This window comes from Aeromonas sp. R4-2, from assembly GCF_040908295.1.
GTDB classification, from domain to species: domain Bacteria; phylum Pseudomonadota; class Gammaproteobacteria; order Enterobacterales; family Aeromonadaceae; genus Aeromonas; species Aeromonas veronii.
In genome coordinates, this window is the sequence record NZ_JBFODL010000014.1 from 188,456 (window position 1) to 212,967 (window position 24,512).

At 56.6% G+C, this 24,512-nt stretch carries 24 protein-coding genes and 2 tRNA genes; 18 read left to right on the forward strand and 8 right to left on the reverse strand.

Annotated features, from left to right (window positions below):
- Positions 1–16: 16 nt before the first annotated feature.
- Positions 17–907, reverse strand: coding sequence for a (2E,6E)-farnesyl diphosphate synthase (gene ispA, locus AB5Y99_RS11355; protein ID WP_368209731.1), 891 nt, complete (start codon positions 905–907; stop codon positions 17–19).
- Positions 908–1,159, reverse strand: coding sequence for an exodeoxyribonuclease VII small subunit (xseB, locus tag AB5Y99_RS11360; RefSeq protein ID WP_040068599.1), 252 nt, complete (start codon positions 1,157–1,159; stop codon positions 908–910). It abuts the gene before it with no gap.
- Between the two features lie 211 nt (positions 1,160–1,370).
- Here xseB and pomA point away from each other — a divergent pair, with 211 nt between their 5' ends.
- The 3 genes from pomA (at position 1,371) to greA (ending at position 3,664) form a co-directional block, all read left to right on the forward strand.
- Positions 1,371–2,129 carry a flagellar motor protein PomA gene (pomA, locus tag AB5Y99_RS11365; RefSeq protein ID WP_005349525.1) on the forward strand — a complete coding sequence of 253 codons (759 nt, stop codon included), beginning with the start codon at positions 1,371–1,373 and terminating at the stop codon, positions 2,127–2,129.
- An 8-nt stretch (positions 2,130–2,137) separates the two neighbouring features.
- A complete protein-coding gene (locus tag AB5Y99_RS11370; RefSeq protein WP_139405724.1) occupies positions 2,138–3,031 on the forward strand; it encodes a flagellar motor protein MotB in 894 nt (297 codons plus the stop codon).
- A 156-nt stretch (positions 3,032–3,187) separates the two neighbouring features.
- A complete protein-coding gene (gene greA, locus AB5Y99_RS11375) occupies positions 3,188–3,664 on the forward strand; it encodes a transcription elongation factor GreA (RefSeq protein ID WP_005338833.1) in 477 nt (158 codons plus the stop codon).
- A 76-nt stretch (positions 3,665–3,740) separates the two neighbouring features.
- Here greA and AB5Y99_RS11380 read toward each other — a convergent pair whose 3' ends face one another.
- Together AB5Y99_RS11380 and yhbY are read right to left on the reverse strand one after the other, a co-directional pair.
- On the reverse strand, positions 3,741–4,322 hold the full coding sequence (locus tag AB5Y99_RS11380) for a PilZ domain-containing protein (RefSeq protein WP_115522502.1): 582 nt from the start codon (positions 4,320–4,322) through the stop codon (positions 3,741–3,743).
- A 103-nt stretch (positions 4,323–4,425) separates the two neighbouring features.
- Complete coding sequence (gene yhbY, locus AB5Y99_RS11385; protein WP_005338829.1) at positions 4,426–4,722, reverse strand: ribosome assembly RNA-binding protein YhbY; 297 nt, start codon at positions 4,720–4,722, stop codon at positions 4,426–4,428.
- Positions 4,723–4,819: 97 nt separating this feature from the next.
- On the opposite strand from yhbY, the gene rlmE reads away from it, so the two are divergent.
- The 15 genes from rlmE (at position 4,820) to pnp (ending at position 20,210) form a co-directional block, all read left to right on the forward strand.
- Positions 4,820–5,449 carry a 23S rRNA (uridine(2552)-2'-O)-methyltransferase RlmE gene (gene rlmE, locus AB5Y99_RS11390; RefSeq protein WP_005338828.1) on the forward strand — a complete coding sequence of 210 codons (630 nt, stop codon included), beginning with the start codon at positions 4,820–4,822 and terminating at the stop codon, positions 5,447–5,449.
- 45 nt (positions 5,450–5,494) lie between these two features.
- Positions 5,495–7,441 carry an ATP-dependent zinc metalloprotease FtsH gene (gene ftsH, locus AB5Y99_RS11395; protein ID WP_323890730.1) on the forward strand — a complete coding sequence of 649 codons (1,947 nt, stop codon included), beginning with the start codon at positions 5,495–5,497 and terminating at the stop codon, positions 7,439–7,441.
- A 59-nt stretch (positions 7,442–7,500) separates the two neighbouring features.
- Positions 7,501–8,346 carry a dihydropteroate synthase gene (folP, locus tag AB5Y99_RS11400; RefSeq protein ID WP_323890732.1) on the forward strand — a complete coding sequence of 282 codons (846 nt, stop codon included), beginning with the start codon at positions 7,501–7,503 and terminating at the stop codon, positions 8,344–8,346.
- 15 nt (positions 8,347–8,361) lie between these two features.
- The gene (glmM, locus tag AB5Y99_RS11405; protein WP_005338823.1) at positions 8,362–9,696 is read left to right on the forward strand and encodes a phosphoglucosamine mutase; all 1,335 of its coding nucleotides are present in this window, start codon (positions 8,362–8,364) and stop codon (positions 9,694–9,696) included.
- Positions 9,697–9,827: 131 nt separating this feature from the next.
- Positions 9,828–10,592 (forward strand): triose-phosphate isomerase, encoded by a 765-nt coding sequence (gene tpiA, locus AB5Y99_RS11410; RefSeq protein WP_323890734.1) that lies wholly within the window; start codon positions 9,828–9,830, stop codon positions 10,590–10,592.
- On the forward strand, positions 10,593–10,919 hold the full coding sequence (gene secG / locus AB5Y99_RS11415) for a preprotein translocase subunit SecG (protein WP_005338811.1): 327 nt from the start codon (positions 10,593–10,595) through the stop codon (positions 10,917–10,919).
- A 7-nt stretch (positions 10,920–10,926) separates the two neighbouring features.
- Positions 10,927–11,011 (forward strand) — tRNA-Leu (locus tag AB5Y99_RS11420).
- Between the two features lie 92 nt (positions 11,012–11,103).
- Positions 11,104–11,180: transfer RNA gene (locus AB5Y99_RS11425), tRNA-Met, on the forward strand.
- Between the two features lie 166 nt (positions 11,181–11,346).
- On the forward strand, positions 11,347–11,805 hold the full coding sequence (gene rimP / locus AB5Y99_RS11430) for a ribosome maturation factor RimP (RefSeq protein ID WP_005338809.1): 459 nt from the start codon (positions 11,347–11,349) through the stop codon (positions 11,803–11,805).
- A gap of 14 nt (positions 11,806–11,819) precedes the next feature.
- Positions 11,820–13,322 carry a transcription termination factor NusA gene (gene nusA, locus AB5Y99_RS11435; RefSeq protein ID WP_005338808.1) on the forward strand — a complete coding sequence of 501 codons (1,503 nt, stop codon included), beginning with the start codon at positions 11,820–11,822 and terminating at the stop codon, positions 13,320–13,322.
- A 20-nt stretch (positions 13,323–13,342) separates the two neighbouring features.
- Positions 13,343–16,036 carry a translation initiation factor IF-2 gene (gene infB, locus AB5Y99_RS11440; protein WP_005338806.1) on the forward strand — a complete coding sequence of 898 codons (2,694 nt, stop codon included), beginning with the start codon at positions 13,343–13,345 and terminating at the stop codon, positions 16,034–16,036.
- 55 nt (positions 16,037–16,091) lie between these two features.
- Positions 16,092–16,529 carry a 30S ribosome-binding factor RbfA gene (gene rbfA / locus AB5Y99_RS11445; protein WP_005338799.1) on the forward strand — a complete coding sequence of 146 codons (438 nt, stop codon included), beginning with the start codon at positions 16,092–16,094 and terminating at the stop codon, positions 16,527–16,529.
- A 1-nt stretch (position 16,530) separates the two neighbouring features.
- Positions 16,531–17,481 carry a tRNA pseudouridine(55) synthase TruB gene (gene truB, locus AB5Y99_RS11450; protein ID WP_005338798.1) on the forward strand — a complete coding sequence of 317 codons (951 nt, stop codon included), beginning with the start codon at positions 16,531–16,533 and terminating at the stop codon, positions 17,479–17,481.
- A 144-nt stretch (positions 17,482–17,625) separates the two neighbouring features.
- Positions 17,626–17,895 (forward strand): 30S ribosomal protein S15, encoded by a 270-nt coding sequence (gene rpsO / locus AB5Y99_RS11455; protein ID WP_005338797.1) that lies wholly within the window; start codon positions 17,626–17,628, stop codon positions 17,893–17,895.
- Between the two features lie 167 nt (positions 17,896–18,062).
- Positions 18,063–20,210 carry a polyribonucleotide nucleotidyltransferase gene (pnp, locus tag AB5Y99_RS11460; RefSeq protein WP_005338796.1) on the forward strand — a complete coding sequence of 716 codons (2,148 nt, stop codon included), beginning with the start codon at positions 18,063–18,065 and terminating at the stop codon, positions 20,208–20,210.
- Between the two features lie 98 nt (positions 20,211–20,308).
- Here pnp and AB5Y99_RS11465 read toward each other — a convergent pair whose 3' ends face one another.
- From AB5Y99_RS11465 to AB5Y99_RS11480, 4 genes are read right to left on the reverse strand one after another with little or no spacing between them, the layout of a single operon-like run.
- A complete protein-coding gene (locus tag AB5Y99_RS11465) occupies positions 20,309–21,367 on the reverse strand; it encodes a chemotaxis response regulator protein-glutamate methylesterase (RefSeq protein ID WP_110303375.1) in 1,059 nt (352 codons plus the stop codon).
- The gene (gene cheD, locus AB5Y99_RS11470; protein ID WP_323890736.1) at positions 21,364–21,855 is read right to left on the reverse strand and encodes a chemoreceptor glutamine deamidase CheD; all 492 of its coding nucleotides are present in this window, start codon (positions 21,853–21,855) and stop codon (positions 21,364–21,366) included. Before cheD ends, AB5Y99_RS11465 begins: the two co-directional genes overlap by 4 nt.
- A 3-nt stretch (positions 21,856–21,858) precedes the next feature.
- Positions 21,859–22,662 carry a protein-glutamate O-methyltransferase CheR gene (locus tag AB5Y99_RS11475; RefSeq protein ID WP_323890738.1) on the reverse strand — a complete coding sequence of 268 codons (804 nt, stop codon included), beginning with the start codon at positions 22,660–22,662 and terminating at the stop codon, positions 21,859–21,861.
- A 57-nt stretch (positions 22,663–22,719) separates the two neighbouring features.
- The gene (locus AB5Y99_RS11480) at positions 22,720–24,474 is read right to left on the reverse strand and encodes a methyl-accepting chemotaxis protein (protein WP_368209733.1); all 1,755 of its coding nucleotides are present in this window, start codon (positions 24,472–24,474) and stop codon (positions 22,720–22,722) included.
- Between the last annotated feature and the right edge of the window lie 38 nt (positions 24,475–24,512).

The window sequence follows — 24,512 nt, forward strand, 5'->3', positions numbered from 1 at the left end:
TACTGTTATCCAGCGTTTAGTGGGTTCGCTCGATGATGTAATCGGCAAACGCTTCCAGAATGTCGGTATTGTAGGGCAAGGATTGCAGGGCTGTTAAGGCTTTCCCATGCAGTTCGCGAGCCAGCTCACGGGCATTTTCGAGTCCCAGCAGGGCCGGATAGGTACTTTTCTCCAGCGCCAGGTCAGAACCTTGCGGCTTGCCCAGGGTGGCGGTATCACCTGTGATGTCGAGGATGTCATCCTGCACCTGAAAGGCGAGGCCAATCGCAGCGGCGTAGGTTTGCAGGGCAGCCAGCGTGGCGTTATCGACATCGGCTTTGCACAGAGCGCCGAGCGCCACGGCGCATTCAATCAGCGCACCGGTCTTGTGGCGGTGTACCTGCTCCAGTTCGGCAAGCGTGATCTGGCGCCCTTCGGCCTGCAGATCCAGCGCCTGGCCGCCACACATCCCCAGATAGCCGGAGGCGCGGGCGAGGGTACTCAGCATCCGCACCCGGTTGGCCATCAAGGAGTCGGGCATGGGGTGATCGGCGAGAATGGAGAACGCCAGGGTCTGCAGCGCATCACCGGCCAGAATGGCGGTTCCTTCGTCAAACGCCTTGTGAACGGTTGGCTTACCACGACGCAGGTCGTCGTTATCCATGGCGGGCAGGTCATCGTGCAGCAGGGAGTAGGCGTGGATGCACTCCACGGCAGCCGCGGGGCCATCCAGCAGTTCGCTCTTGACGCCCAGCATCTCGCCGACCGCGTAGACCAGAAACGGGCGAACCCGCTTGCCGCCCAGCAGCAGGCCATAACTCATGGCATCGCGCAGGCGTGGCGCCATGGCGGGCAAGGATTCAAGTTGTGCTGACAGACAGTCGTCAATACGCTGACGATGCAGACGGGAAAAATGGTCCAGCGCCACTCACTCCTCTCCTTGTTCTGGCTGGAAGGTGGCGAGCTGGTCACTGCCATCGGCTTGACTGAGCAGGATCTGGATCTTCTGTTCGGCCAGTTCCAGCTTCTGCTGACCGGCCCGTACCAGATGAACGCCCTGCTCGAACTGCTTGAGTGCCTCTTCCAGGGGTAGGGAACCTTGTTCCAGCTGATGAACGATGGTTTCCAGCTCTTCCAGAGTGGCATCAAAACTCAGACGGTCGATTTTTTTACTGGCCATGTCCATCCTCGGGGATTGAAAAAAACGGCTTATATTAACATCGACCGTCCACAGGGGGGAGGCAGAAAAGCATCGCCCCCTCAAACTCTCGCTAAACTGGCCGATAATGAGCCATCATTCTCAGTGGATGCATGCTTGCCGCATGGGTCGCAATAGCAGAAAATTCAACAGACTATAAATAGACATAAGAACCGGTGACAGGAGTAGGGACGTGGATCTAGGCAGTCTGATAGGGATAGTGCTGGGTTTCGGGGTGGTGGTGTACGGCATGCTGCTGGGTGGCCCCATGAGCATGTATGTTGATATGCCATCGGTCTACATCACTGTATTGGGCTCAATCTTCATCGCCATGATGAAGTTCAACCTTGGCCAGTTCCTGATGGCATTCAAGGTGGCGGGCAAAGCCTTTATGTACAAGGGCGACAAGCTTGAAGACCTGATTACCAAAGCCGTTGAACTGGCTGACGCGGCTCGCAAAGGGGGCTTTCTGGCGCTGGAGGCCGCAGAGATCCCCAATGCATTTATGAAAAAAGGGATCGACATGCTGGTGGATGGTCACGATGCCGAAGTGGTGCGCGCCGTGATGGAAAAGGATATCGACCTGACAGCCGAGCGCCATGTCATTGCCATCAAGGTCTTCCGTACCCTTGGGGATCTGGGCCCTGCCATGGGGATGATAGGTACGTTGGTGGGTCTGGTGGCCATGCTGGCCAACATGAGTGATCCCAAGTCGATCGGGCCGGCGATGGCGGTGGCCTTGCTTACCACCCTGTACGGTGCGATAGAGGCCAATATGTTGGCGATCCCGATTGCCGACAAGCTGGAGCTGCGCAGCGGGGAGGAGAAGCTCAGTCGTACCTTGATCCTTGATGCCATTATGGGGATTCAGGATGGTCAGAATCCGCGGGTGATCCAGTCCATGCTGCAAAACTATCTGAACCAGTCCAAACGTAATACCGGCACCGAATAGGGGGCGCTATGTCTGATTGCAAGTGCCCACCACCAGGTCTTCCTGGTTACATGGGAACCTTTGCCGACCTGATGTCGCTGCTGATGTGCTTCTTCGTGCTGTTGCTCTCCTTTGCCGAGATGGATGTGCAGAAGTTCAAGCAGATAGCCGGTTCCATGGACAAGGCATTCGGGGTACAGAACATCCTTGAGGTGAAAGATATTCCCAAGGGAACCTCGGTGATTGCCCAGGAGTTCAGGCCCGGTCGCCCGGAACCCACGCCGATTGATACCGTGATGCAGCAGACCATCGATCTGACCCAGACCGAACTGGAGTTTCTGCCCGGTGAGGCGGATCAGGCCGGTGGTCAGGACAAGAGTGATGGCAAACAGACGGGGGGCGATACCGCGCAGGATGCGAAGAAGGCGCAAGAACAGTCCAATACCCTGGCCAAAGCCCTCGCCGAGCAGATGAAAGATCAGATCCAGGACGGTGCCATCGAAATTGAGGCGCTGGGCCAGCAGATCATCATCCGGATCAGGGAAAAAGCGTCTTTCCCGGCCGGTTCGGCATTTCTGCAGCCCCAGTTTTGGCCGGTCATTCGCAAGGTCGCGACCCTGCTCAAGGATGTGCCGGGTGAAATCACCATCTCCGGTCACACCGACAACGTGGCGACCGAAGATGAGCTGTTCCAGTCCAACTGGGAGTTGTCGTCGCAACGGGCGGTGGCGGTGGCGCACCAGATGCTGAAGGTCCCCGGTTTTGATCAGGGGCGACTGGTGGTGCAGGGGATGGCGGACTCCCAACCATTGGTGCCCAATACCACCCCGGAAAATCGTCGGATGAACCGGCGAGTGGAGATCGCCATCATGCAGGGCAAACCGACCGTTTCGGCCCCCATTTCCGTACCGGAAGGGAAGTAAGCGAAGGGAATGCCGATGACGCAAGTGGGATCTGCATCAGGGGGCTGACGTGGATTTTGTGTTGGCTTCATATTAAGATGCCTCATCCGAACCGATTGCTGCGGCCTCCTTGCAGATGGCCGCAGTTTCTATTTTCAAGCAACCCAGGTTTCGACTATGAATCATACTCCGATGACTGTTCGCGGCGCTGAGAAGCTGCGCGAAGAGCTCGATTATCTCAAGACCGAGCTTCGTCCCCAGATTATCGAAGCGATTGCCGATGCCCGTGAGCACGGCGATCTGAAGGAAAACGCCGAATACCATGCCGCTCGCGAGCAGCAGGGGTTCTGTGAAGGCCGCATTCAGGAGATTGAAGCCAAGCTCTCCAATGCGCAGGTGATCGATGTCACCAAGATGACCAACAACGGCCGCGTTATTTTTGGCGCGACTGTGACTCTGCTCAAGAGCGAGACAGAGGAAGAGGTGGTTTACCGCATCGTGGGTGATGATGAGGCTGATATCAAACAGAACCTCATCTCTGTCAACTCCCCCATTGCCCGCGCCCTGATTGGCAAGGAAGTGGACGATGTTGCAATCGTCAAGACGCCGGGCGGTGATGTGGAATACGAAGTGCTGGAAGTCGCTTATATCTAAGCGAATGCTACAGACGATGAAACAGGGGGGCTGGCGCTCCCCTGTTTGTCTTTATCTATGTGATTATTGATAAAAATCAGGACAGATACGCCTCGGTAAAGGCGTCCTGATGGCGCTGAAACAACCAGTGGCGCAGCCGTTCGATGTTGTTCTCGCTCATCTGAAAGCTCAGCGCCCAGGTGGCATGGTCGGCATTGGCTTTGATGCGCCTTACCAGTCGTCCCTGCAGTGGAAGAGGGGGCTCTTGCTCGATGCAGAGCTCGCCGTTGATGGGGGTATCGGCCACCATGTCGGTTGGCAAATTTTCCACGATGAGGCCATTGAGGGAGAGGCTGAGTACCTGAAACAGGCCCAGTTCGCTGCATAGCTTGGCTTTTTGGGTGAGACGCCAGGCGCGCGGTTGCGCAAACCCCAGCTCCCTGATGACCGGTGCAGATAAGCGGGGCTCGACGAAGCCATCTTCCCCTTGTGTAAAGCTCAGGGGAAAACGCAGCTGATGGCCAGCGAAGCGGGCTTCGAGTACAAGGTGTTCGGCTTTTTGCAGCAAGCCAAGCATGGGGGCATCGAGGTGACCACTCAGAACATGGGTGTCCTGATTGCTCCCCAAGTCCCGCAGCATGGCCAGCTCATCGTCGGTCAGAATAGGATGGTGAGCCATAATGCGTGTCCGGAAGTATTCATCGCAGGTTAAGGGCTTTGCGACTACTTTGGCAAGCGACTCGGGAAGAAGTGGAATAAGGAAAGAGCGATGCTCTTTCCTTTTACTTGCGGGGCAGCTGGATTTTGGGTTCGTTGGCTTGACGATAAATGGTCAGCACATGACCCATGCTTTGCACCTTGATTGAACCGGTTTCACGGACGATAGCATCCATAACCAGTTGTTTCATTTCGCGATCTTCAGAGGCAACCTTAACCTTGATCAGCTCGTGATGGTTCAGTGCCAGATCGATCTCGGCCAGTACACCTTCGGTCAGACCATGCTGACCCAGCAGGACGACAGGCTTGAGGCTATGGGCAAGGCCCTTGAGGTACTGTTTCTGTTTATTGTTGAGAATCATCGCAATTTCTTCATAAGTCAGGGTTGAAAGGGGCGTATTCTACCCCCACTTAGCCCTTAATACTAATAACCCTTGTGGTTTTTTAAAGTCGATTATCATGACCCAGAAAAAACGTTCCCCCAGTTCAACTCGCTGGTTAAAAGAACATTTCGACGATCAATACGTCAAAAAAGCCCAGAAAATGGGCCTGCGTTCTCGTGCTGTTTTCAAGATTGACGAGATCCAGGGCAAGGATCGCTTGCTGAAACATGGCATGACCGTAGTGGATTTGGGTGCAGCCCCCGGTGGTTGGTCCCAGTTCGCGGTTGAACAGGTTGGTGATTCGGGTCGCGTCATCGCATGTGACATTTTGCCGATGGATCCCATTGCTGGTGTCGATTTCCTGCAAGGGGACTTTCGAGAGGAAACTGTACTCGGCGCTTTGCTGGAACGAGTGGGTCCCGACAAGGTCGATGTCGTGATGTCTGATATGGCGCCCAATATGAGCGGTACCCAGCAGGTGGATCAGGCTCGCGCCATGTATCTGGTCGAGCTGGCTCTGGACATGTGCAATCAGGTATTGCGTAGTGACGGCAGTTTCGTAGTGAAGGTGTTTCAGGGAGAGGGTTTTGATGCCTATCTCAATGAAATTCGTAAACTTTTCTCCGCTGTCAAAATTCGTAAACCAGACTCATCCCGCGCCAGATCACGGGAAGTCTACATTGTGGCTACCGGTTTTAAACTGTAGTACCCTAACCTTCATCGTTAACTGTCAGTCTGCGAGGTTACTGATTTGAGTGACATGGCGAAAAACTTAATCCTGTGGCTGGTCATCGCCGTCGTTTTGATGTCGGTGTTCAATAGCTTCAGCCCCAGCGATACCACCAGTCGCCAGCTGGACTATTCCAGCTTCGTTAAAGAGGTGACCCAAGAGCAGATCCGTGAAGTGCGGATGGACGGTAAGGTCATTAATGGCGTCAAGCGTACTGGTGAACGATTCACCACCATCATCCCTGCGCCGGATCCCCAGCTGCTCAACGACATGCTCAATCACAATGTCAAAGTGATGGGCGAGAAGCCGGAAGAGCCGTCTCTGTTGACCTCTATCTTCATCTCCTGGTTCCCGATGCTGCTGCTGATCGGTGTCTGGGTCTTCTTCATGCGTCAGATGCAGGGCGGCGGTGGCAAAGGTGCCATGTCGTTTGGCAAGAGCAAGGCTCGCCTGATGAGCGAAGATCAGATCAAGACCACCTTTGCTGATGTTGCAGGTTGCGATGAAGCCAAGGAAGAGGTGAAGGAGCTGGTCGACTATCTGCGCGACCCGAGCAAATTCCAGAAACTGGGTGGCAAGATACCGACCGGTGTGCTGCTGGTTGGTCCTCCCGGTACCGGTAAGACCCTGCTGGCCAAGGCCATTGCGGGCGAGGCCAAGGTGCCGTTCTTCACCATCTCAGGTTCCGATTTCGTGGAGATGTTCGTCGGTGTTGGTGCCTCCCGGGTGCGTGACATGTTCGAACAGGCCAAGAAATCTTCTCCCTGCATCATCTTCATCGATGAAATTGATGCGGTCGGTCGCCAGCGTGGCGCCGGTCTGGGTGGTGGTCACGATGAACGTGAGCAGACCCTTAACCAGATGCTGGTCGAGATGGATGGTTTTGAAGGCAATGAAGGCATTATCGTCATCGCTGCCACCAACCGTCCTGACGTACTGGATCCGGCACTGCTGCGTCCGGGCCGTTTCGACCGTCAGGTGGTGGTCGGTCTGCCGGATGTCCGTGGTCGCGAGCAGATCCTGAAAGTGCACATGCGCAAAGTTCCGTTGGCGGATGACGTCAATCCGGCACTGATTGCCCGTGGTACCCCCGGTTTCTCCGGTGCGGATTTGGCGAACCTGGTCAACGAAGCTGCCCTCTTCTCTGCCCGTGAGAGCCGCCGAGTGGTCTCCATGGCCGAGTTCGAGAAGGCGAAGGACAAGATCATGATGGGTGCGGAACGCCGCTCCATGGTGATGAAAGAGTCCGAGAAGGAGATGACTGCGTATCACGAAGCCGGTCACGCCATCATTGGTCGTCTGGTTCCGGATCATGACCCGGTTTACAAGGTCTCCATCATTCCGCGTGGTCGTGCGCTGGGTGTGACCATGTATCTGCCGGAGCAGGATCGCTGGAGCCACTCCAAGCAGCATCTGGAGTCGATGATCTCCAGTCTGTATGGCGGTCGTCTGGCAGAAGAGCTGATCTACGGTGCCGAGAAGGTTTCTACTGGTGCTTCCAACGACATCGAGCGAGCGACCGACATTGCACGCAAGATGGTGACCCAGTGGGGTATGTCCGAGCGTCTCGGCCCGATGCTCTACGCGGAAGAAGATGGTGAAGTGTTCCTCGGTCGCAGCATGGCCAAGGCCAAGCACATGTCCGACGATACAGCTCGCGTGATCGATGCCGAAGTCAAGCAGGTCATCGACCGCAACTACGCCCGTTCCAAGCAGATCCTGCTGGATAATATGGATGTGTTGCACAGCATGAAAGATGCGCTGATGAAGTACGAGACCATCGACGCCAAACAGATCGATGATCTGATGGCGCGTCGCGAGGTTCGTGCTCCGAGCAATTGGCATGACGAGCACGGTGATACCCCGCAAGGCGGTTCCACCGTGGCTGCCGAGGCCAAGCCTGTCGATGAGGCTGCACCGGTGGCGGATGTCACTATCGACAAAGCCAACGACGCTCCGGCCAAATAATCGTGACTCTCCAAACCCCGGGCTTGCCCGGGGTTTTTCTTTATCAGATGGACGTGAAAATGCAGTTAACCAGCAAGGGGCTTAGCCTCTCCCTCGATCGTCCCCATGTGATGGGGATCCTCAATGTGACGCCCGACTCCTTCTCCGATGGCGGCCATTTCAACCAGCTTGAACGGGCAATGGCCCATGCGCGCCAGATGGTCTCTGACGGTGCGACCCTCATCGACATCGGTGGCGAGTCAACCCGCCCTGGTGCGCCCGATGTGAGCGAGCAGGAGGAGCTGGACAGGGTCATTCCTGTCGTGGAGCAGATGGCCCGTGAGCTGGATGTGATGATCTCCCTCGATACCTCCAAAGCGGCTGTGATGCGGGAGGGTTGCAAGGTGGGTGCCCATCTGATCAACGATGTGCGGGCACTGCAAGAACCTGGATCACTGCAAGCCGCGGCCGAAGCGCGGGTTCCGGTCTGTCTGATGCATATGCAGGGGCAGCCGAGAACCATGCAAGTCGAGCCGCACTATGACGACCTGATCGGGGAGGTACGCGCCTTCTTTGATGAGCGTATTGCGGCTTGTCTGGCGGTCGGGATCCGTCGTGAAGAGCTGTTGCTGGATCCGGGATATGGCTTTGGCAAAACCCTTGCACACAACTATCAGCTGTTGGCGGCTCAAAAGGAACTGCTTGATTATGGCTTGCCGCTATTGGTGGGGATGTCGCGAAAGTCTATGATAGGCAACCTGCTGGGCCGTCCGGTGGATGAGCGTCTGGCGGGCAGTCTGGCATGCGCCCTTATCGGCATGCAGCATGGGGCCCGCATCATCAGGGTACACGATGTACGGGAGACCATGGACGCATTGCGCGTCGGTTGGCTGGCAATGACGGGACAAGATTTTATTTCCAGATAATAAAGAGAACAGACAATGGCAAGAAAGTATTTCGGTACCGATGGGGTACGCGGCAAGGTTGGCGAATACCCGATCACCCCTGATTTTGTAATGAAATTGGGTTGGGCTGCCGGCAAGGTGCTCTCCAAGAAGGGCACCAAAAAGGTGCTGATTGGCAAAGATACCCGCATCTCCGGTTACATGCTGGAATCCGCGCTGGAAGCGGGGCTCTCTGCAGCAGGCCTTAAAGCCATTCTGATGGGGCCCATGCCCACGCCGGCGGTTGCCTACCTGACTCGCACTTTCCGTGCCGAAGCTGGCATCGTCATCAGTGCTTCCCACAACCCCTTCTACGACAACGGCATCAAGTTCTTCTCCGCCGATGGCACCAAGCTGCCCGATGATGTCGAGCTGGCTATCGAAGCCGAGCTGGATCACGAGCTCAAGTGTGTCGAGTCGGCCGAACTTGGCAAAGCGGTGCGCATTGATGATGCTGCTGGTCGCTATATCGAATTCTGCAAGAGCACCTTCCCCTCCCACATGAATCTGGATGGGGTGAAAATGGTGGTCGACTGTGGCCACGGCGCCACTTACCACATTGCGCCTTCGGTTTTCCGCGAGCTGGGCGCTGAAGTGATCACCATGGGCTGTGCCCCGGATGGTCTCAATATCAACGATGGTGTCGGTTCGACTGCGCCTGACGCTCTGGTTGCCAAGGTACTGGAGTGCAAGGCCGATCTGGGGGTTGCCTTTGATGGTGACGGCGACCGTCTGATCATGGTTGACCATACCGGCTATCTCATCGACGGTGATGAAGTGCTCTATATCATCGCGCGCGATGCCCTGCGCAATGGTCGCCTCAAAGGTGGTGTCGTCGGCACCCTGATGGCCAACATGGGTCTGGAGCTGGCGCTGCAAACCCTAGGCATTCCGTTTGCCCGTGCCAAGGTGGGTGACCGCTATGTGCTGGAGATGATGGAAGAGAAGGGCTGGCGTATCGGTGGCGAGAACTCCGGCCACATTATCTGTCTGGATCAAACCACTACGGGTGATGGCATCGTGGCCGCTTTGCAGGTACTTACCGCCATGCGCAGTGCCGAGATGCCGCTGGCCAAGCTGCGCTCCGGCATGAGCAAGTTCCCGCAGGTGCTGGTGAATGTTCGTTTTGCCGAAGGCAAGGATCCGCTGGCCGCGGATGCTGTCATGGCTGAGGTTGCCAAGGTGGAACAGGAGCTGGCTGGCCGTGGTCGCGTACTGTTGCGTAAATCAGGTACCGAACCGCTGATCCGGGTCATGGTCGAAGGGGAGCATGAACAGCAGGTGCGTGATATGGCTCAGCGCATCGCCAAGCAGGTTGAATCGGCGTTTTAATGAACAACCAGGGCGGCTTTTTGGCCGCCCTGGTTGTATCTTGTTCAAACGATTCAAAAATTTATAAATAGCACTTGTCAGCTGAGCATCCTCTGGATATTATCAGCACCGCTTTCGCAAGGGAGTTGCCGATGGGACATCGCAAGCCGTTTGTAGCAGCCAACTGGAAGTTGCACGGTAGTAGGTCGCAGTTAGAGCAGTTTACGAGTCAGTGCCTCAAGGGCTTTGACGGAAAAGTAGATGTGGTTCTCTGTCCTTCCCATGTGCATCTCGACTTTAGCGCTTCACTGCTCAATGAGCAGAAGGTAATAAAGTTGGGGGCTCAGAATGTGAGTCAGCACGCTACTGGCGCTTACACTGGAGAAATCTCGTGTCAGATGCTGGTTGAGGCAGGGTGTCGTTACGTATTGGTAGGGCACTCCGAGCGCAGGCGTCTCTTTGGTGAGACCAGTTTTATCGTCGCAGAGAAGTTTGCGGCAGCCAGAGCGGCAGGCTTGATTCCCATCCTATGTTTAGGTGAATCAGGTGCGGCGAGGCAGGCGAGAAGAGCCTTCGAGGTGATCGCTGAAGAGCTGGATATCGTCATAGAGAAAAATGGCGCGATGGCTTTCGATAATGCTATCATCGCCTACGAGCCGATTTGGGCTGTAGGTACAGGTAAATGCGCCACACCCGAGCAGGCACAAGAGGTTCATTCCTTTATACGTGGTCGCTTGGCGGAGGATACTCCGGTAATAGGTGAGAAAGTTAGAATCATCTATGGTGGGAGCGTAACGCCGAGCAACGCGAGAGATTTGTTTGCACAGCCCGACATTGATGGCGGACTGATTGGCGGAGCAAGCCTCGATAGCGATGCGTTTTTAGGAATTGTTGAAGCGGCAAAGGGTGCAAGTTAAATGTACGAGATTCTTTTAGTCGTTTATCTGCTGGTTTCACTGGCTCTGATTGGTCTGGTGATGATTCAGCAAGGTAAAGGGGCTGATATGGGCGCCTCCTTCGGCGCAGGGGCATCGAACACAGTATTCGGCTCCGGTGGTTCAGGCAGTTTCCTGACCCGAACAACAGCAATTTTGGCTACTCTGTTTTTCGTTATCAGCTTGGTGCTCGGATCTATGTCCAGCAACAAGGTAAAGCAGGGTAGTGAATGGGAAAATCTGCAACAAACCCAACAGGTTGAGCAGACCAAAGCGCCAGTGAAGAAAGATACTGACGTTCCCGAGTAAGAGTTTTGCCGTGGTGGTGGAATTGGTAGACACGCTATCTTGAGGGGGTAGTGCTCTAGGGTGTGCGGGTTCGAGTCCCGCCCACGGCACCAATTAAGCAGTGAGCTCGGGAAACCGAGTGTATTATAGCCAGTCAGTCTTGTATCGAGAGAGTGAAGTGGCTATAATCTCGCACGATTTCGGACGCGGGGTGGAGCAGCATGGTAGCTCGTCGGGCTCATAACCCGAAGGTCGTCGGTTCAAATCCGGCCCCCGCAACCAAATTTCACGCATTTCCTACGCTCAGGAAGGCGGTCGCTGCGAGGCGACAATCAGGGTAAAGCGCCAAGCCCCGATTTGACATCGGGGCTTTTTGTTATGTGCAATTTACTCTGAATCGATATCTATCTGGGCTTTATGCCCTTTTTTTGTTTTTCGGAGGGTGACTTTGGCTACGTTGGAACAACGTTTGACCGATCTGCTCGAGGCTCCGGTCGTTGCCTTGGGTTTTGAACTTTGGGGTATTGAGTTTATCCGTGCGGGTAAACACTCCACCTTGCGTGTCTATATCGACGGCGAGCAGGGTGTGACTGTCGAGAACTGTGCTGAGGTCAGCCATCAGGTTGGCGCCATCATGGACGTCGAAGATCCCATCACCGAGGAGTATTACCTCGAGGTATCCTCCCCCGGCCTGGATCGTCCCCTGTTCAAGGTTGCCCATTTCGAAAAATACGTTGGCCAAGAGGCGGCGGTAACGCTTCGGATGGCAACAAACAACCGCCGCAAGTTCAAAGGCGTAATCAAAGCTGTGCAAGGCGACATGATCACCCTGACAGTAGATGGTAAGGACGACGTGTTGGCTTTCACCAATATCCAAAAAGCGAACATAGTGCCGAACTTTGGTTAACGAGGCTATCGGATATGAATAAAGAGATTTTGCTGGTCGTTGACGCAGTATCCAACGAGAAAGCGGTACCCCGCGAGAAGATCTTCCAGGCTCTGGAAACCGCGCTGGCGACTGCGACCAAGAAGAAATATGAAGGCGAGATTGAAGTCCGGGTCGAAATCGATCGCAAGACCGGTGACTACGACACTTATCGCCGCTGGGTAGTAATTGCGGATCAAGCCGCGATGGAGAACCCCTATGCTGAAATCACCCTGGAAGCGGCACAAATTGATCAGCCGGAAATCCAGATCGGTGAGTATGTTGAAGACCAGATCGACTCTGTGACCTTCGACCGTATCACTACCCAGACCGCCAAGCAGGTTATCGTGCAGAAAGTGCGCGAAGCCGAGCGTTCACAAGTAGTTGATCAGTTTAAAGATAAAGAAGGCACCATCATCAGTGGTGTGGTCAAGAAGAGCAACCGCGACAACGTCATCCTGGATCTGGGCAGCAATGCTGAAGCCGTGATCTTCCGTGATGACATGCTGCCGCGTGAAACCTTCCGCCCGGGCGACCGTGTCCGTGGCCTGCTCTACGCAGTACGCCCGGAAGCCCGTGGTTCCCAGCTGTTTGTCAGTCGTTCCAGCCCGGACTTCCTGAAAGAGCTGTTCCGTATCGAAGTACCGGAGATCGGTGAAGAGATGATCGAAATCATGGGCGCGGCCCGTGATCCGGGTTCCCGCGCCAAGATCGCGGTGAAGACCAACGATCGTCGTATCGACCCGATCGGTGCCTGTATCGGCATGCGTGGCGCCCGTGTGCAAGCTGTCTCCGCCGAGCTGAGCGGTGAGCGCGCTGACATCGTGCTGTACGATGACAACCCGGCCCAGTACGTGATCAATGCCATGGCACCTGCCGATGTGGCTTCCATCATCGTTGATGAAGACAACCACACCATGGATATCGCCGTGGAAGCTGCCAACCTGGCTCAGGCCATCGGTCGCAATGGTCAGAACGTGCGTCTGGCCTCCCAGCTGACCGGTTGGGAGCTGAACGTGATGACCGTTGAGGACATGCGTGCCAAGCACCAGGCCGAAAACGACCGCATCATGAACCTGTTCACCAGCACTTTGGATATCGACGACGATTTCGCCGGTCTGCTGATGGAAGAGGGCTTCTCTACCCTGGAAGAGATCGCCTTTGTACCGGTCAACGAGCTGCTGGCTATCGACGGTCTGGATGAAGACATGGTCGAAGAGCTGCGCAAGCGCGCCAAAGATGCCCTGACTACCAAGGCACTGGCCAAAGAAGAGTCTTTCGATGGTGTTGAGCCGTCCGAAGAGCTGCTCAATCTGAACGGTCTGAGCCGCGAACTGGCTTACGCTCTGGCGGGCCGTGGCGTGGGCACCCTGGAAGATTTGGCTGAGCAAGGTATCGATGACCTTGCTGATATTGAAGGGCTGACTGCCGAGAAGGCAGGTGAGCTCATTATGGCTGCTCGCAATATCTGTTGGTTCGGAGAAGAGCAGTCCGAGTAAGATCAAACGGAGGAAAATGAATGGCAGAAGTATCAGTCAAACAACTTGCCACTGACATCGACACACCGGTTGATCGTCTTCTCCAGCAGTTTGTCGATGCCGGTATCAGCAAGAGCAAGGCCGACGACATGGTCAGCGAGTCTGAGAAACAGGCCCTGCTGGCACACCTGAAGAAACAGCATGGAGGTGACGAGGTCGCCGCTCCTGCCCGCATGACCTTGCAGCGCAAGACCAAGAGCACCATCAGTGTTCAGGGTACTGGCGGCAAGAACAAGGAAGTGCAGGTAGAAGTGCGCAAGTCTCGCACCTATGTAAGACGCTCGGCGCTGGAAGATGAACAGCGTCAGGCGGAAGCCGAGGAAACAGCGCGTTTGGAAGCAGAAGAAAAAGCTCGTCGCGAGGCCGAAGAGAAGGCTCGCCTCGAAGCTGAAGAGAAGGCTCGCCGTGAGGCTGAGCAGGCTCGTCGTGAAGCTGAGGAAAAGGCGCGGATCGAGGCACAATCAAAGGCTCGACAGGCTTCACAGCCCGCCAAAGCAGCCAGTAGCACAGCTCAGCAAGAGGCAGAAAAGATGGCCAAGCGCGAAGCAGAAGAACTGAAGCGCCAACAGGAACAAACAGCTTTGAAAAAAGCTGAAGAACTCGCCGCGAAGAAAGCCGAAGAGGCTCGTCTCATGGCGGAACAGAACGCAGCCCGCTGGGCTGAAGAAGAGGCCGCTCGCGCCAAAGAGAGCAGCGACTACCATCTGACCACCAACAAGCATGCGCAAGCCGCAGAAGACGAGTTGGATCGGAAAGAAGAGACCAGCCGCCGCACTGCTGCAGCTGCCAAGGCACCGAAGAAAGCCGGTCGTCGTGAAGATGATCGCGACTCTCGCAACCCGCGAGCCCGCAAAGGCAAGCGCGGCAAGGTCGCCATGCCGAACGCCATGAAGCACGGCTTCAACAAGCCGGCTGCCGTGGTGAACCGCGACGTCGTCATCGGCGAGACCATCACCGTGGCTGAGCTGGCCAACAAGATGGCCGTCAAGGGCGTTGAAGTCATCAAGGTGATGATGAAGATGGGCGCCATGGCCACCATCAACCAGGTGATCGACCAGGAGACTGCTCAGCTGGTCGCCGAGGAGATGGGTCACAAGGTTGTGCTGCGTCGTGAGAACGAGCTGGAAGAGGCGGTACTGTCCGATCGTGACGAGACCTCCGAAGCCAAGCCGCGCGCACCGGTCGTTACCATCATGGGTCACGTTGACCACGGTAAGACCTCGCTGCTCGACTACATTCGTAAAGCCAAGGTTGCTGCTGGCGAAGCCGGTGGTATTACCCAGCATATCGGTGCTTACCACGTCCAGACTGACAGTGGCATGATCACCTTCCTGGATACCCCGGGTCACGCGGCGTTTACCTCCATGCGTGCTCGTGGTGCCAAGGCGACCGATATCGTTGTTCTGGTTGTTGCAGCTGACGACGGCGTGATGCCGCAAACCATCGAAGCTATCCAGCACGCCAAGGCTGCCGGTGTGCCGCTGGTTGTTGCGGTCAACAAGATCGACAAGCCGGAAGCGGATCCGGATCGCGTCAAGACCGAACTGGCCCGTTACAACGTCATGTCCGAAGATTGGGGTGGAGACTGCCAGTTCGTGCACGTATCCGCCAAGTCTGGCGAAGGCATCGACGACCTGCTGGAAGCCATCCTGATCCAGGCTGAAGTACTGGAGCTGAAAGCGGTGGTTGATGGCATGGCCAACGGCGTCGTGATCGAATCCTTCCTGGATAAAGGTCGTGGTCCGGTTGCTACCGTACTGGTACAAGAAGGTACTCTGCGTCAGGGCGACATCGTTCTGTGTGGTCTTGAGTACGGCCGAGTTCGCGCCATGCGTGACGAACTGGGTCGCGAGATCAAGGAAGCGGGCCCGTCCCTGCCTGTGGAAATCCTGGGCCTGTCCGGCGTTCCCTCTGCCGGTGACGAAGCCACCGTTGTCCGTGACGAGAAGAAAGCCCGTGAAGTGGCGCTCTATCGTCAGGGCAAGTTCCGCGAAGTCAAGCTGGCTCGCCAGCAGAAGGCCAAGCTGGAAAACATGTTCGCCAACATGACCGAGGGCGAAGTGTCCGAAGTGAACGTGGTGATCAAGGCCGACGTACAAGGTTCTGTGGAAGCGATCTGCGATGCGCTGGTCAAACTCTCCACCGACGAAGTGAAGGTGAAGATCGTGGGTTCCGGCGTAGGTGGTATCACCGAAACCGACGCGACCCTGGCTGCTGCTTCCAGCGCCATCCTGGTTGGTTTCAACGTCCGTGCCGACGCTTCTGCGCGCAAGGTCATCGAATCCGAGAGCCTGGATCTGCGTTACTACTCCGTCATCTATGACCTGATCGACGAAGTGAAGCAGGCCATGAGCGGCAAGCTGGCCCCTGAGTATCGTCAGGAAATCATCGGTCTGGCTGAAGTGCGTAGCGTCTTCAAGTCTCCGAAGTTCGGCGCCGTTGCCGGCTGTATGGTTACCGAAGGTGTGGTCAAGCGTTCCAACCGTATCCGCGTTCTGCGTGACAACGTGGTTATCTATGAAGGCGAGCTGGAATCCCTGCGCCGCTTCAAGGATGACGTCAACGAAGTTCGCAACGGCTACGAGTGTGGTATCGCGGTCAAGAACTACAACGACGTGCGCGAAGGCGACCAGATCGAAGTTTACGAGACTGTTGAAATCCAACGGACTCTGTAAGCCGAGAGTTAGACAAAATAGGGGGCCGCGGCCCCCTTTTATCGCAGGATAGAATATGGCCAGAGAATTCAGCCGGACCCGTCGGGTCGGACAGCAGATCCAGCGTGAAATCGCGCTGATCCTGCAGCGCGAGGTGAAAGACCCGCGCATCGGCATGGTGACCGTTTCCGATGTGGAAGTGTCCCGTGACCTCAACTATGCCAAGATTTACGTCACCTTCTTGCAGCTGGAAAATGATGCCGAGCGCATCAAGGAAGGCTTGCAGGGTCTGACCGAAGCAGCCGGATATATCCGTAGTCTGCTGGGCAGTGCCATGCGTCTGCGCGTGGTGCCTGAGCTGCGTTTCTACTACGACCAGACCCTGGTCGAGGGGATGCGTCTCTCCAACCTGGTGACCAACACTGTGCGTGAAGACAAGCGTCGCATGGCCGAATCCGGCCGTGACGAAGAAGCTGAATCCGCACCGGATGACACGACTGAGGATAAAGCCTGAGATGACCCGAAGACGTCGTTTCAAGGGCCGTGATGTGCACGGTATTCTGCTGCTGGACAAGCCGACCGGCCTGACCTCCAACGATGTGTTGCAGAAGGTCAAGCGCATCTACAACGCCGCCAAGGCCGGTCACACCGGCGCACTGGATCCGCTGGCTACCGGCATGCTGCCGATCTGCCTCGGCGAGGCCACCAAGTTCTCCCAGTATCTGCTGGAAGCGGACAAACGCTATGAGGTGACCGCCAAACTGGGCGAGCGCACCAACACCAGCGACTCCGATGGTGAGGTGGTCTCCACCCGTCCGGTGAACGTGGCTGTCGGTACCCTGATCGAGGCGCTGGACCAGTTCCGCGGCCCCATCATGCAGGTGCCCTCCATGTACTCCGCGCTCAAGCACAACGGCCGTCCGCTCTACGAATATGCCCGCGAAGGCATCGAGATTGAGCGTGAAGCCCGTCCCATCACCGTATTCGAGCTCAAACTGCTGAGCTTTGAAGGTGATGAGGTGCGCCTTGAAGTGCACTGCAGCAAGGGCACCTACATCCGCTCTCTGGTGGATGATCTGGGTGAAGTGCTGGGCTGTGGCGCCCACGTGACCCAGTTGCGCCGTACCCAGGTGGCCAGTTATCCGTACGAGCGGATGCTGACCCTGGAGCAACTCGAGTGCATCTTCGAGCAGGCCAAGGCCGAGAGCATCCCGCCGCGCGAGCAGCTGGATCCGCTGCTGCTGCCGATGGATACCGCCGTGGCAAGCTTGCCCGAGGTGAACATGCTGGCGGTTGTGGCTGCCTATGTGAATCAGGGCCAGGCGGTGCAGGTAGCGGGTGCGCCGCAAAGCGGTCAGGTTCGCATGACGGTCGGCCCGGAGCGCGAGTTCATCGGGGTTGGCGAGATTGATGACGATGGCCGCGTCGCTCCCAAGCGACTGGTGCGTTATCACGACGAGGAGTGATCCTCAGGCGGTATCAGCGCGTCTTTCCCGTTTAGCCTCTTTATCGTTGCGAAAAGGGGCGGGGACGATTATGATACCGCCCTCATTTCACGGCTGAATTAGAGATTGGCTGTGAACCTTTAAACACTCTACTGGAGTATTACCATGTCTCTAAATGCTGAGATCAAAGCTCAAATCGTTGCTGACAATGCTCGTTGCGCCAACGACACCGGTTCCCCCGAAGTGCAAGTTGCCCTGCTGACTGCCCAGATCAACCATCTGCAAGGTCACTTCAAAGAGCACTCCAAGGACCACCACGGTCGTCGCGGTCTGCTGCGCATGGTTTCCCAGCGTCGTAAGCTGCTGGACTACCTGAAGCGTAAAGATTCCGAGCGTTATGCTGCTCTGATCGCCAAGCTGGGTCTGCGTCGTTAATCGACCATCAGATTTCGCGAAAAAGGGGAACCGTCAGGTTCCCCTTTTTTATTGCTCTTCAAGCCGTTGCCTGCCTCACAGAATTCGCGTCACCGCTTACCTTTTGCATCGAATCAAGTATACTTGTGCGCGAATTTAAAGAGCCAAATTGTAAAAAGGAAATTCACGTGAATCCTATTGTAAAGTCATTCCAGTACGGTCAACACACCGTCACTCTGGAAACCGGTGTGATGGCCCGTCAAGCCACTGCGGCCGTTATGGTCAGCATGGACGATACCTGCGTATTTGTGACCGTAGTCGGCAAGAAAGAGGCCGATCACGGCCGTGATTTCTTCCCGCTGACCGTCAACTACCAGGAGCGTACCTATGCTGCTGGTCGTATCCCGGGTGGTTTCTTCCGTCGTGAAGGCCGTCCGAGCGAAGGCGAGACCCTCATCTCCCGTCTGATCGACCGTCCTATTCGTCCGCTGTTCCCGGAAGGCTTCCTCAATGAGGTTCAGGTCGTTGCGACCGTAATGTCCGTGAATCCGGCCGTATCCCCCGACATCGTTGCCATGATCGGTGCCTCTGCTGCACTGGCCATCTCCGGTATCCCGTTTGGCGGCCCGATCGGTGCTGCTCGCGTGGGTTACATGAACGGTCAGTATGTGCTGAACCCGACCACCACCGAACTGCCGCAGAGCGATCTGGATCTGGTAGTTGCCGGTACTGCCAATGCCGTGCTGATGGTTGAGTCCGAAGCGGCCATCCTCTCCGAAGAGGTAATGCTGGGCGCCGTGGTATACGGTCACGAGCAGATGCAGACCGTGATCAATGCGATCAACGAGTTTGCCGCTGCCGTCGGCACCAAGCCGTGGGACTGGACTCCGCCTGCCGTCAACGAAGCGCTGAAAGCCAAGGTTGCCGAGCTGGCAAGCGCTGAACTGGGTGAAGCCTACCGCATCACCGAGAAGGCAGTTCGTTACGAAACCATCGCGGCCATCAAGGGTCGTGTGGTTGAGCAAGTTATCGCTTCCGGCGTGGAAGAAGATGCCAAGAAGATCGGCGAAGAGTTCCACAGCTTGGAAAGCCGCATCGTTCGTGGTCGCGTAGTACGTGGTGAGCCGCGTATCGATGGTCGCGATCCGGAAATGATCCGCGCCCTGAGCGTAGGTACCGGTATTCTGCCCCGTGCTCACGGCTCTGCCCTGTTCACCCGTGGTGAAACTCAGGCCATCGTGGTCGCCACTCTGGGTACCGAGCGTGACGCCCAGAACATCGACGAGCTGACCGGCAACCGTGCCGATCGCTTCATGCTGCACTACAACTTCCCGCCATACTGTGTCGGTGAGACCGGCATGATGGGTAGCCCGAAGCGTCGTGAAATCGGTCACGGCCGTCTGGCCAAGCGCGGCGTTGCTGCCGTGATGCCGAGCGCCGCCGAGTTCCCGTACGTGGTGCGCGTGGTCTCTGAAATCACCGAATCCAACGGCTCCTCCTCCATGGCGTCTGTCTGTGGTTCCTCTCTGGCGCTGATGGATGCCGGTGTGCCGATCAAGGCCTCCGTTGCCGGTATCGCCATGGGTCTGGTGAAGGAAGAAGAAGGTTTCGTCGTGCTGTCCGACATTCTGGGTGACGAAGATCACCTGGGCGACATGGACTTCAAAGTAGCCGGTACCACCGAAGGTGTGACCGCGCTGCAGATGGACATCAAGATCGAAGGCATCACCAAAGAGATCATGGAGATTGCGCTGAAGCAAGCTCGTGGCGCTCGTCTGCACATCCTGAAAGTGATGGACGAAGCTATCCAGGCTCCCCGTGCCCAGATTTCCGATTTCGCACCGCGTATCCACACCATCAAGATCAATCCCGAGAAGATCAAGGACGTGATCGGTAAGGGTGGTTCCGTGATCCGTGCGCTGACCGAAGAGACCGGCACCAACATCGAGCTGGATGATGACGGTACTGTACGTATCTCCGCCGTGGCCAACGAAGCCGCCATGGAAGCGATCCGTCGCATCGAGGCCATCACCGCCGAGATCGAAGTGAACCGCATCTATGAAGGTAAAGTTGTTCGTCTGGCCGATTTCGGTGCATTCGTCAACATTCTGCCGGGCAAAGATGGTCTGGTACACATCTCCCAGATCACCGACGCTCGCGTGCAGAACGTGGCTGACCACCTGACCATCGGTGACGTAGTCAAGGTGAAGGTACTGGAAGTGGACCGTCAGGGCCGCGTACGTCTCTCCATCAAGGAAGCGAACGCCCCGACCGAAGCAGCTGCACCTGCTGCTGACGCCGCTCCGGCCGCAGAAGAAGCGCCTGCTGCAGAGTAATCTGCTCGCCTGATACCGGATAGGTTCCGGTTGATGTAAAAAATCCGGCTCCCCAATGGGAGCCGGATTTTTTTATGGTCAAAACGCGCAATAAGGGATTACTTGCCGAGGATGGCGTACTGCATCTCTTGCAAGGGAAGTACATGGCGGGCTGCTCCCAGCTTGATCGCCTCCTTGGGCATGCCGAAGACCACGCAGGAGGCCTCATCCTGGGCATAGGTGTTGGCACCCGCATCCAGCATCTCGCGCAATCCCCGGGCTCCGTCATCCCCCATGCCGGTCATGATGATGCCGGTGGCATTCTTGCCGGCATATTTGGCGACGGAGCGAAACAGCACATCTACCGAGGGGCGATGGCGATTGATAAGCGGCCCGTCGACTACCTCGACGTGATAGTAGGCACCGCTGCGTTTGAGCAGCATATGCTTGCCTCCGGGGGCAATCAGCGCCAGCCCCGGGATTACCCGGTCATTGTTCCTCGCCTCCCGCACTTCTATCTGGCAGACCCCGTTCAGGCGTTCGGCAAACATGGCGGTAAATTTCTCTGGCATGTGCTGCACGATGACAATGCCGGGGCTGACCCGGGGCAAGGCAGTCAGCACGGCTTCCAGTGCCTGGGTGCCGCCGGTCGAGGTGCCGATGGCGATGAGCCGCTCGGTGGTTTGTGCCATGGCGTGCTGGTTGGGCGCCAGCATGGCATCCGCGTTGAGTTTGGTGCTGACCGGTACAGAGTAGGGCTTGCCCACGCGCTTGAGGTTGGCCTGGGCCGCAGCACGTACCGCCATAGCCAGGTCGTGGGCAGATTCTTGCAGAAAGCTTTTTATCCCCATGGTCGGCTTGGTGATGATGTCCACCGCGCCGGCAGCCATTGCCTGCAAGGTGGTCTCGGCCCCTTTTTCGGTGAGGGAGGAGCAGATCACCACCGGGGTGGGATGCTCCGCCATGATCTTGGTGAGAAAGGTTATGCCGTCCATACGGGGCATCTCCACATCGAGCACGATGACGTCAGGCCACTCTTTCTTCAGTTTTTCCTGGGCAAACAGGGGGTCCGATGCTGTGGCTATCACCCGGATATCAGGCTCCTGCTCCAGCACCGCTTGCAATACCTGTCTGACCACGGCGGAATCATCCACCAGCATGACCCGGATCTGCTTCATTCTCGCGACTCCCGTTGATGTGGCAGACGATGATGGCGGAGCCAGACAGTGCCGTTGCTGAGCTCAAAGAGCAAGCTTCGGTGGCCGCTATGGCCAAGATGATGAGCCTTGATATCAAGGCCAAGGTGTCGGGTCAGCTGCCAGGCTGCCTGAATATTTTTGGCGGCGACATTGTTGTCGCTCTGTGCGTATTGAGGCTCGGTAAACATGTTGCCACCCCCGAACAACTTGGCCTCATATTCATTGATGGGGGCGGGATAGTGACTGGCCGCTTGCAGCAGCAAGGCGAGGGCCTCATCGGCATAGCGCCCATCCAGCTTGGCAGAGGGATTGCGCCGACTTGGCAGCATGTAGTGACACATTCCTCCCTGTTTCTGCTCCGGATGCCACAAGGTGATGGCAATACAGGAGCCCAGTACGGTTCTGACCACCACATCCTCCTTGCCAAAGAAGAGCTCTCCCGGTTGCAGGATCACCTCCCGTGCCATGACTTATCTCTTCTGATAGATGGAAGGAGAGACAAGCTGCAGGCCGTGGTGCAGGCCATGCAGGCTCTCGGCGTGGCTCACCAGCAGGTAGCCACCGGGTTTGAGTCTGGGTACCAGCCGCTGCAATACTTGCCCTTTGGTCTCCTTGTTGAAGTAAATCATCACGTTTCTGATGAAGATGACGTCAAACATGCCGATGTCTGGCAGATCCTGATTGAGGTTGATCTGCCTGAACTGCACCTTGTCCCGCAACTTGCGATCGATGATGAAAATGCCCTCCTGCAGGCCCACACCCTTGAGGCAATATTTCATCAAAAAGGGCAGTGGAATATTTTGCGCCCGCTCGATGGGGTAACGACCGCTCATCGCCTGTTCCAGCACCCTGGACGAGATATCGGAGGCCAGTATCTCCCAGTTGAAGGTGCTGCGTTTTTCCGCGAGGGTCATGGCCAGACTGTAGGGCTCCTCGCCAGATGAACTGGCGGCACTCCAGACTCGCAGCGATTGCTCTGGCGGGAGGGTTGAGACTATCTCCCGCGTCAGAAACTCGAAGTGTTTGGGCTCCCTGAAAAAGTAGGTTTCGTTGGTGGTAAGGAGATCGAGCGCCAGCTGCAGTTCGCTGCTGCGATCGTTCATGATGAGCTGGAAGTAGTCGTCATAACTATCCAGCTCATAGTGGCAGAGGCGTTTCGCCAGGCGGCTGGCCACCAGCGCCTTCTTGGCAGGAGACAGCTCTATCCCCGCCGTTTGATGAAGCCAGCGTTGGAAGCGGGAGAACTCATCATCATGCAGCTGGGTTTGATACAAAAAACTGTCCCTCTACCTGTGTTGTCGGAGACGGGAGAGGCAACGCCTCTCCCGTGGCTAGAACCGGACAAAATCGCCATCGCCGATGGGGCGTTGGACGGTGGCGGCTCGTTCCCGACTGTTGGCAGTGCTCTCGTTCATAAAGCGACCTCGGGTATTGGGGTGAAGATGCGAGGTGGCTGCTTTACCTTCTTTGGCGTGGGCCTCCAGGGTAAAGAACTCCATGGCCAGCTGCAGCTGTTCAGCCTGGCTGCTCATCTCTTCTGCTGTGGCAGCCAGCTCTTCGCTGCAAGAGGCATTCTGCTGGGTAACCTGACTCAGCTGGTTCATGGCCTGATTGATCTGGCTGACACCGGTGGATTGCTCAACCGAAGCGGCACTGATCTCCTGAACCAGATCCGAGGTCTTGTTGATTGAAGGAACCATCTGATCCAACAAACGACCTGCTTTTTCCGCCATCTCGACACTGCTGGAGGCCAGCTCACCAATCTCCTGTGCTGCAACCTGGCTGCGTTCGGCCAGTTTGCGCACCTCCGCCGCCACTACGGCAAAGCCTTTGCCGTGATCGCCTGCCCGCGCCGCTTCGATAGCTGCGTTGAGAGCCAGCAGATTGGTCTGGTAGGCGATGTCATCGATGATGCCAATCCGTCTGGCGATCTGTTTCATGGCATCCACAGTCAGTTTGACCGCTTCTCCTCCCTCTACGGCCTCTTTGGCTGCCTTGCTGGCCATGCCATCGGTGACCTGGGCATTGTCGGTATTCTGGTTGATGCTGGCGCTCATCTGCTCGATGGAGGCGCTGGTCTCCTCCATGCTGGAGGCCTGTTCACTGCTGGATTGGCTGATCGACTGGGCGGTCGCGCTTACCTGCTCGGCGGCACTGGAGAGGTTGTCAGAGGCGCCGCGCACTTCGGTGACGATGTTGGTGAGCGATGCGATGGTCTTGTTGAGCGCATCCTTGGTGGTGCCAAACACGCCGGGATAGTCCGCCTCAATCTGTTGGGTCAGGTCACCTTTTGCCAGACATTGCACGACCCGGATGACGTCGTTGAGGGTGCTGTCGATCACTTCGGCAATCTGGTTGATCCCTTCTCCCATCGCCTGAAAGAAGCCGCTCTTGCCAGCAAGTTCCATCCTGCGGTGCAGCTCGCCATTGATCACGGCCTGCACAATGTCGGACATCTCTTTCTCTATCATCACCTCCTTGGTTCTGTCGGCCCATTCGACCACGGATCCCAACCGTTCACCGGTATCGTTGAAGACCGGATTGGCGATCAGGGAGAAGGTGCGCCCCCCCAGCTGAATCTGGGTACGGTAGGTGCTGTTGAGTTTGGCCAGCATGGCGCGCTGATGGCCGGGATTTTTATGAAAGCTGTCGATGTTGGCGCCCATCAGCTGATTGGCGTTGAAGCTGTATAGCTCTTTCTTGATGTCGGTCTCGGCCTGATTGAGCATGCCGGTCACAGCCTCGTTCATATAGATAATGTCGAGGTTGGTATCGGCAATCATCACGTTGGTGCTGGCGCAGTCGAGTGCTTTGCGAACCAGCTGGTTCTCATGGAGCAGCACCTGGTTCTTTTTAATGTCGTTGCGGCTCTGTTCCAGCTTGTCACTGAGCAAGGTGACCACCTCGTTGATGGCATGTCCTACTTCACGCAAGGGGCTATCCATACCGGAAAGATCGAGTGGTGCTGGAACCTGCTCTGCCAGGACTGCGTGTTGCAACTGGCCTATTGCGTCGAGTAACTCGGTCCGCTGCCTCACTTCGGTGGCATTGTCTCCGAAGAGTTTTCCTAAGAGTGATTGGGTCATGAGCGTTTCCTTATGCTGCATGTCGTGGAGTATGGAGG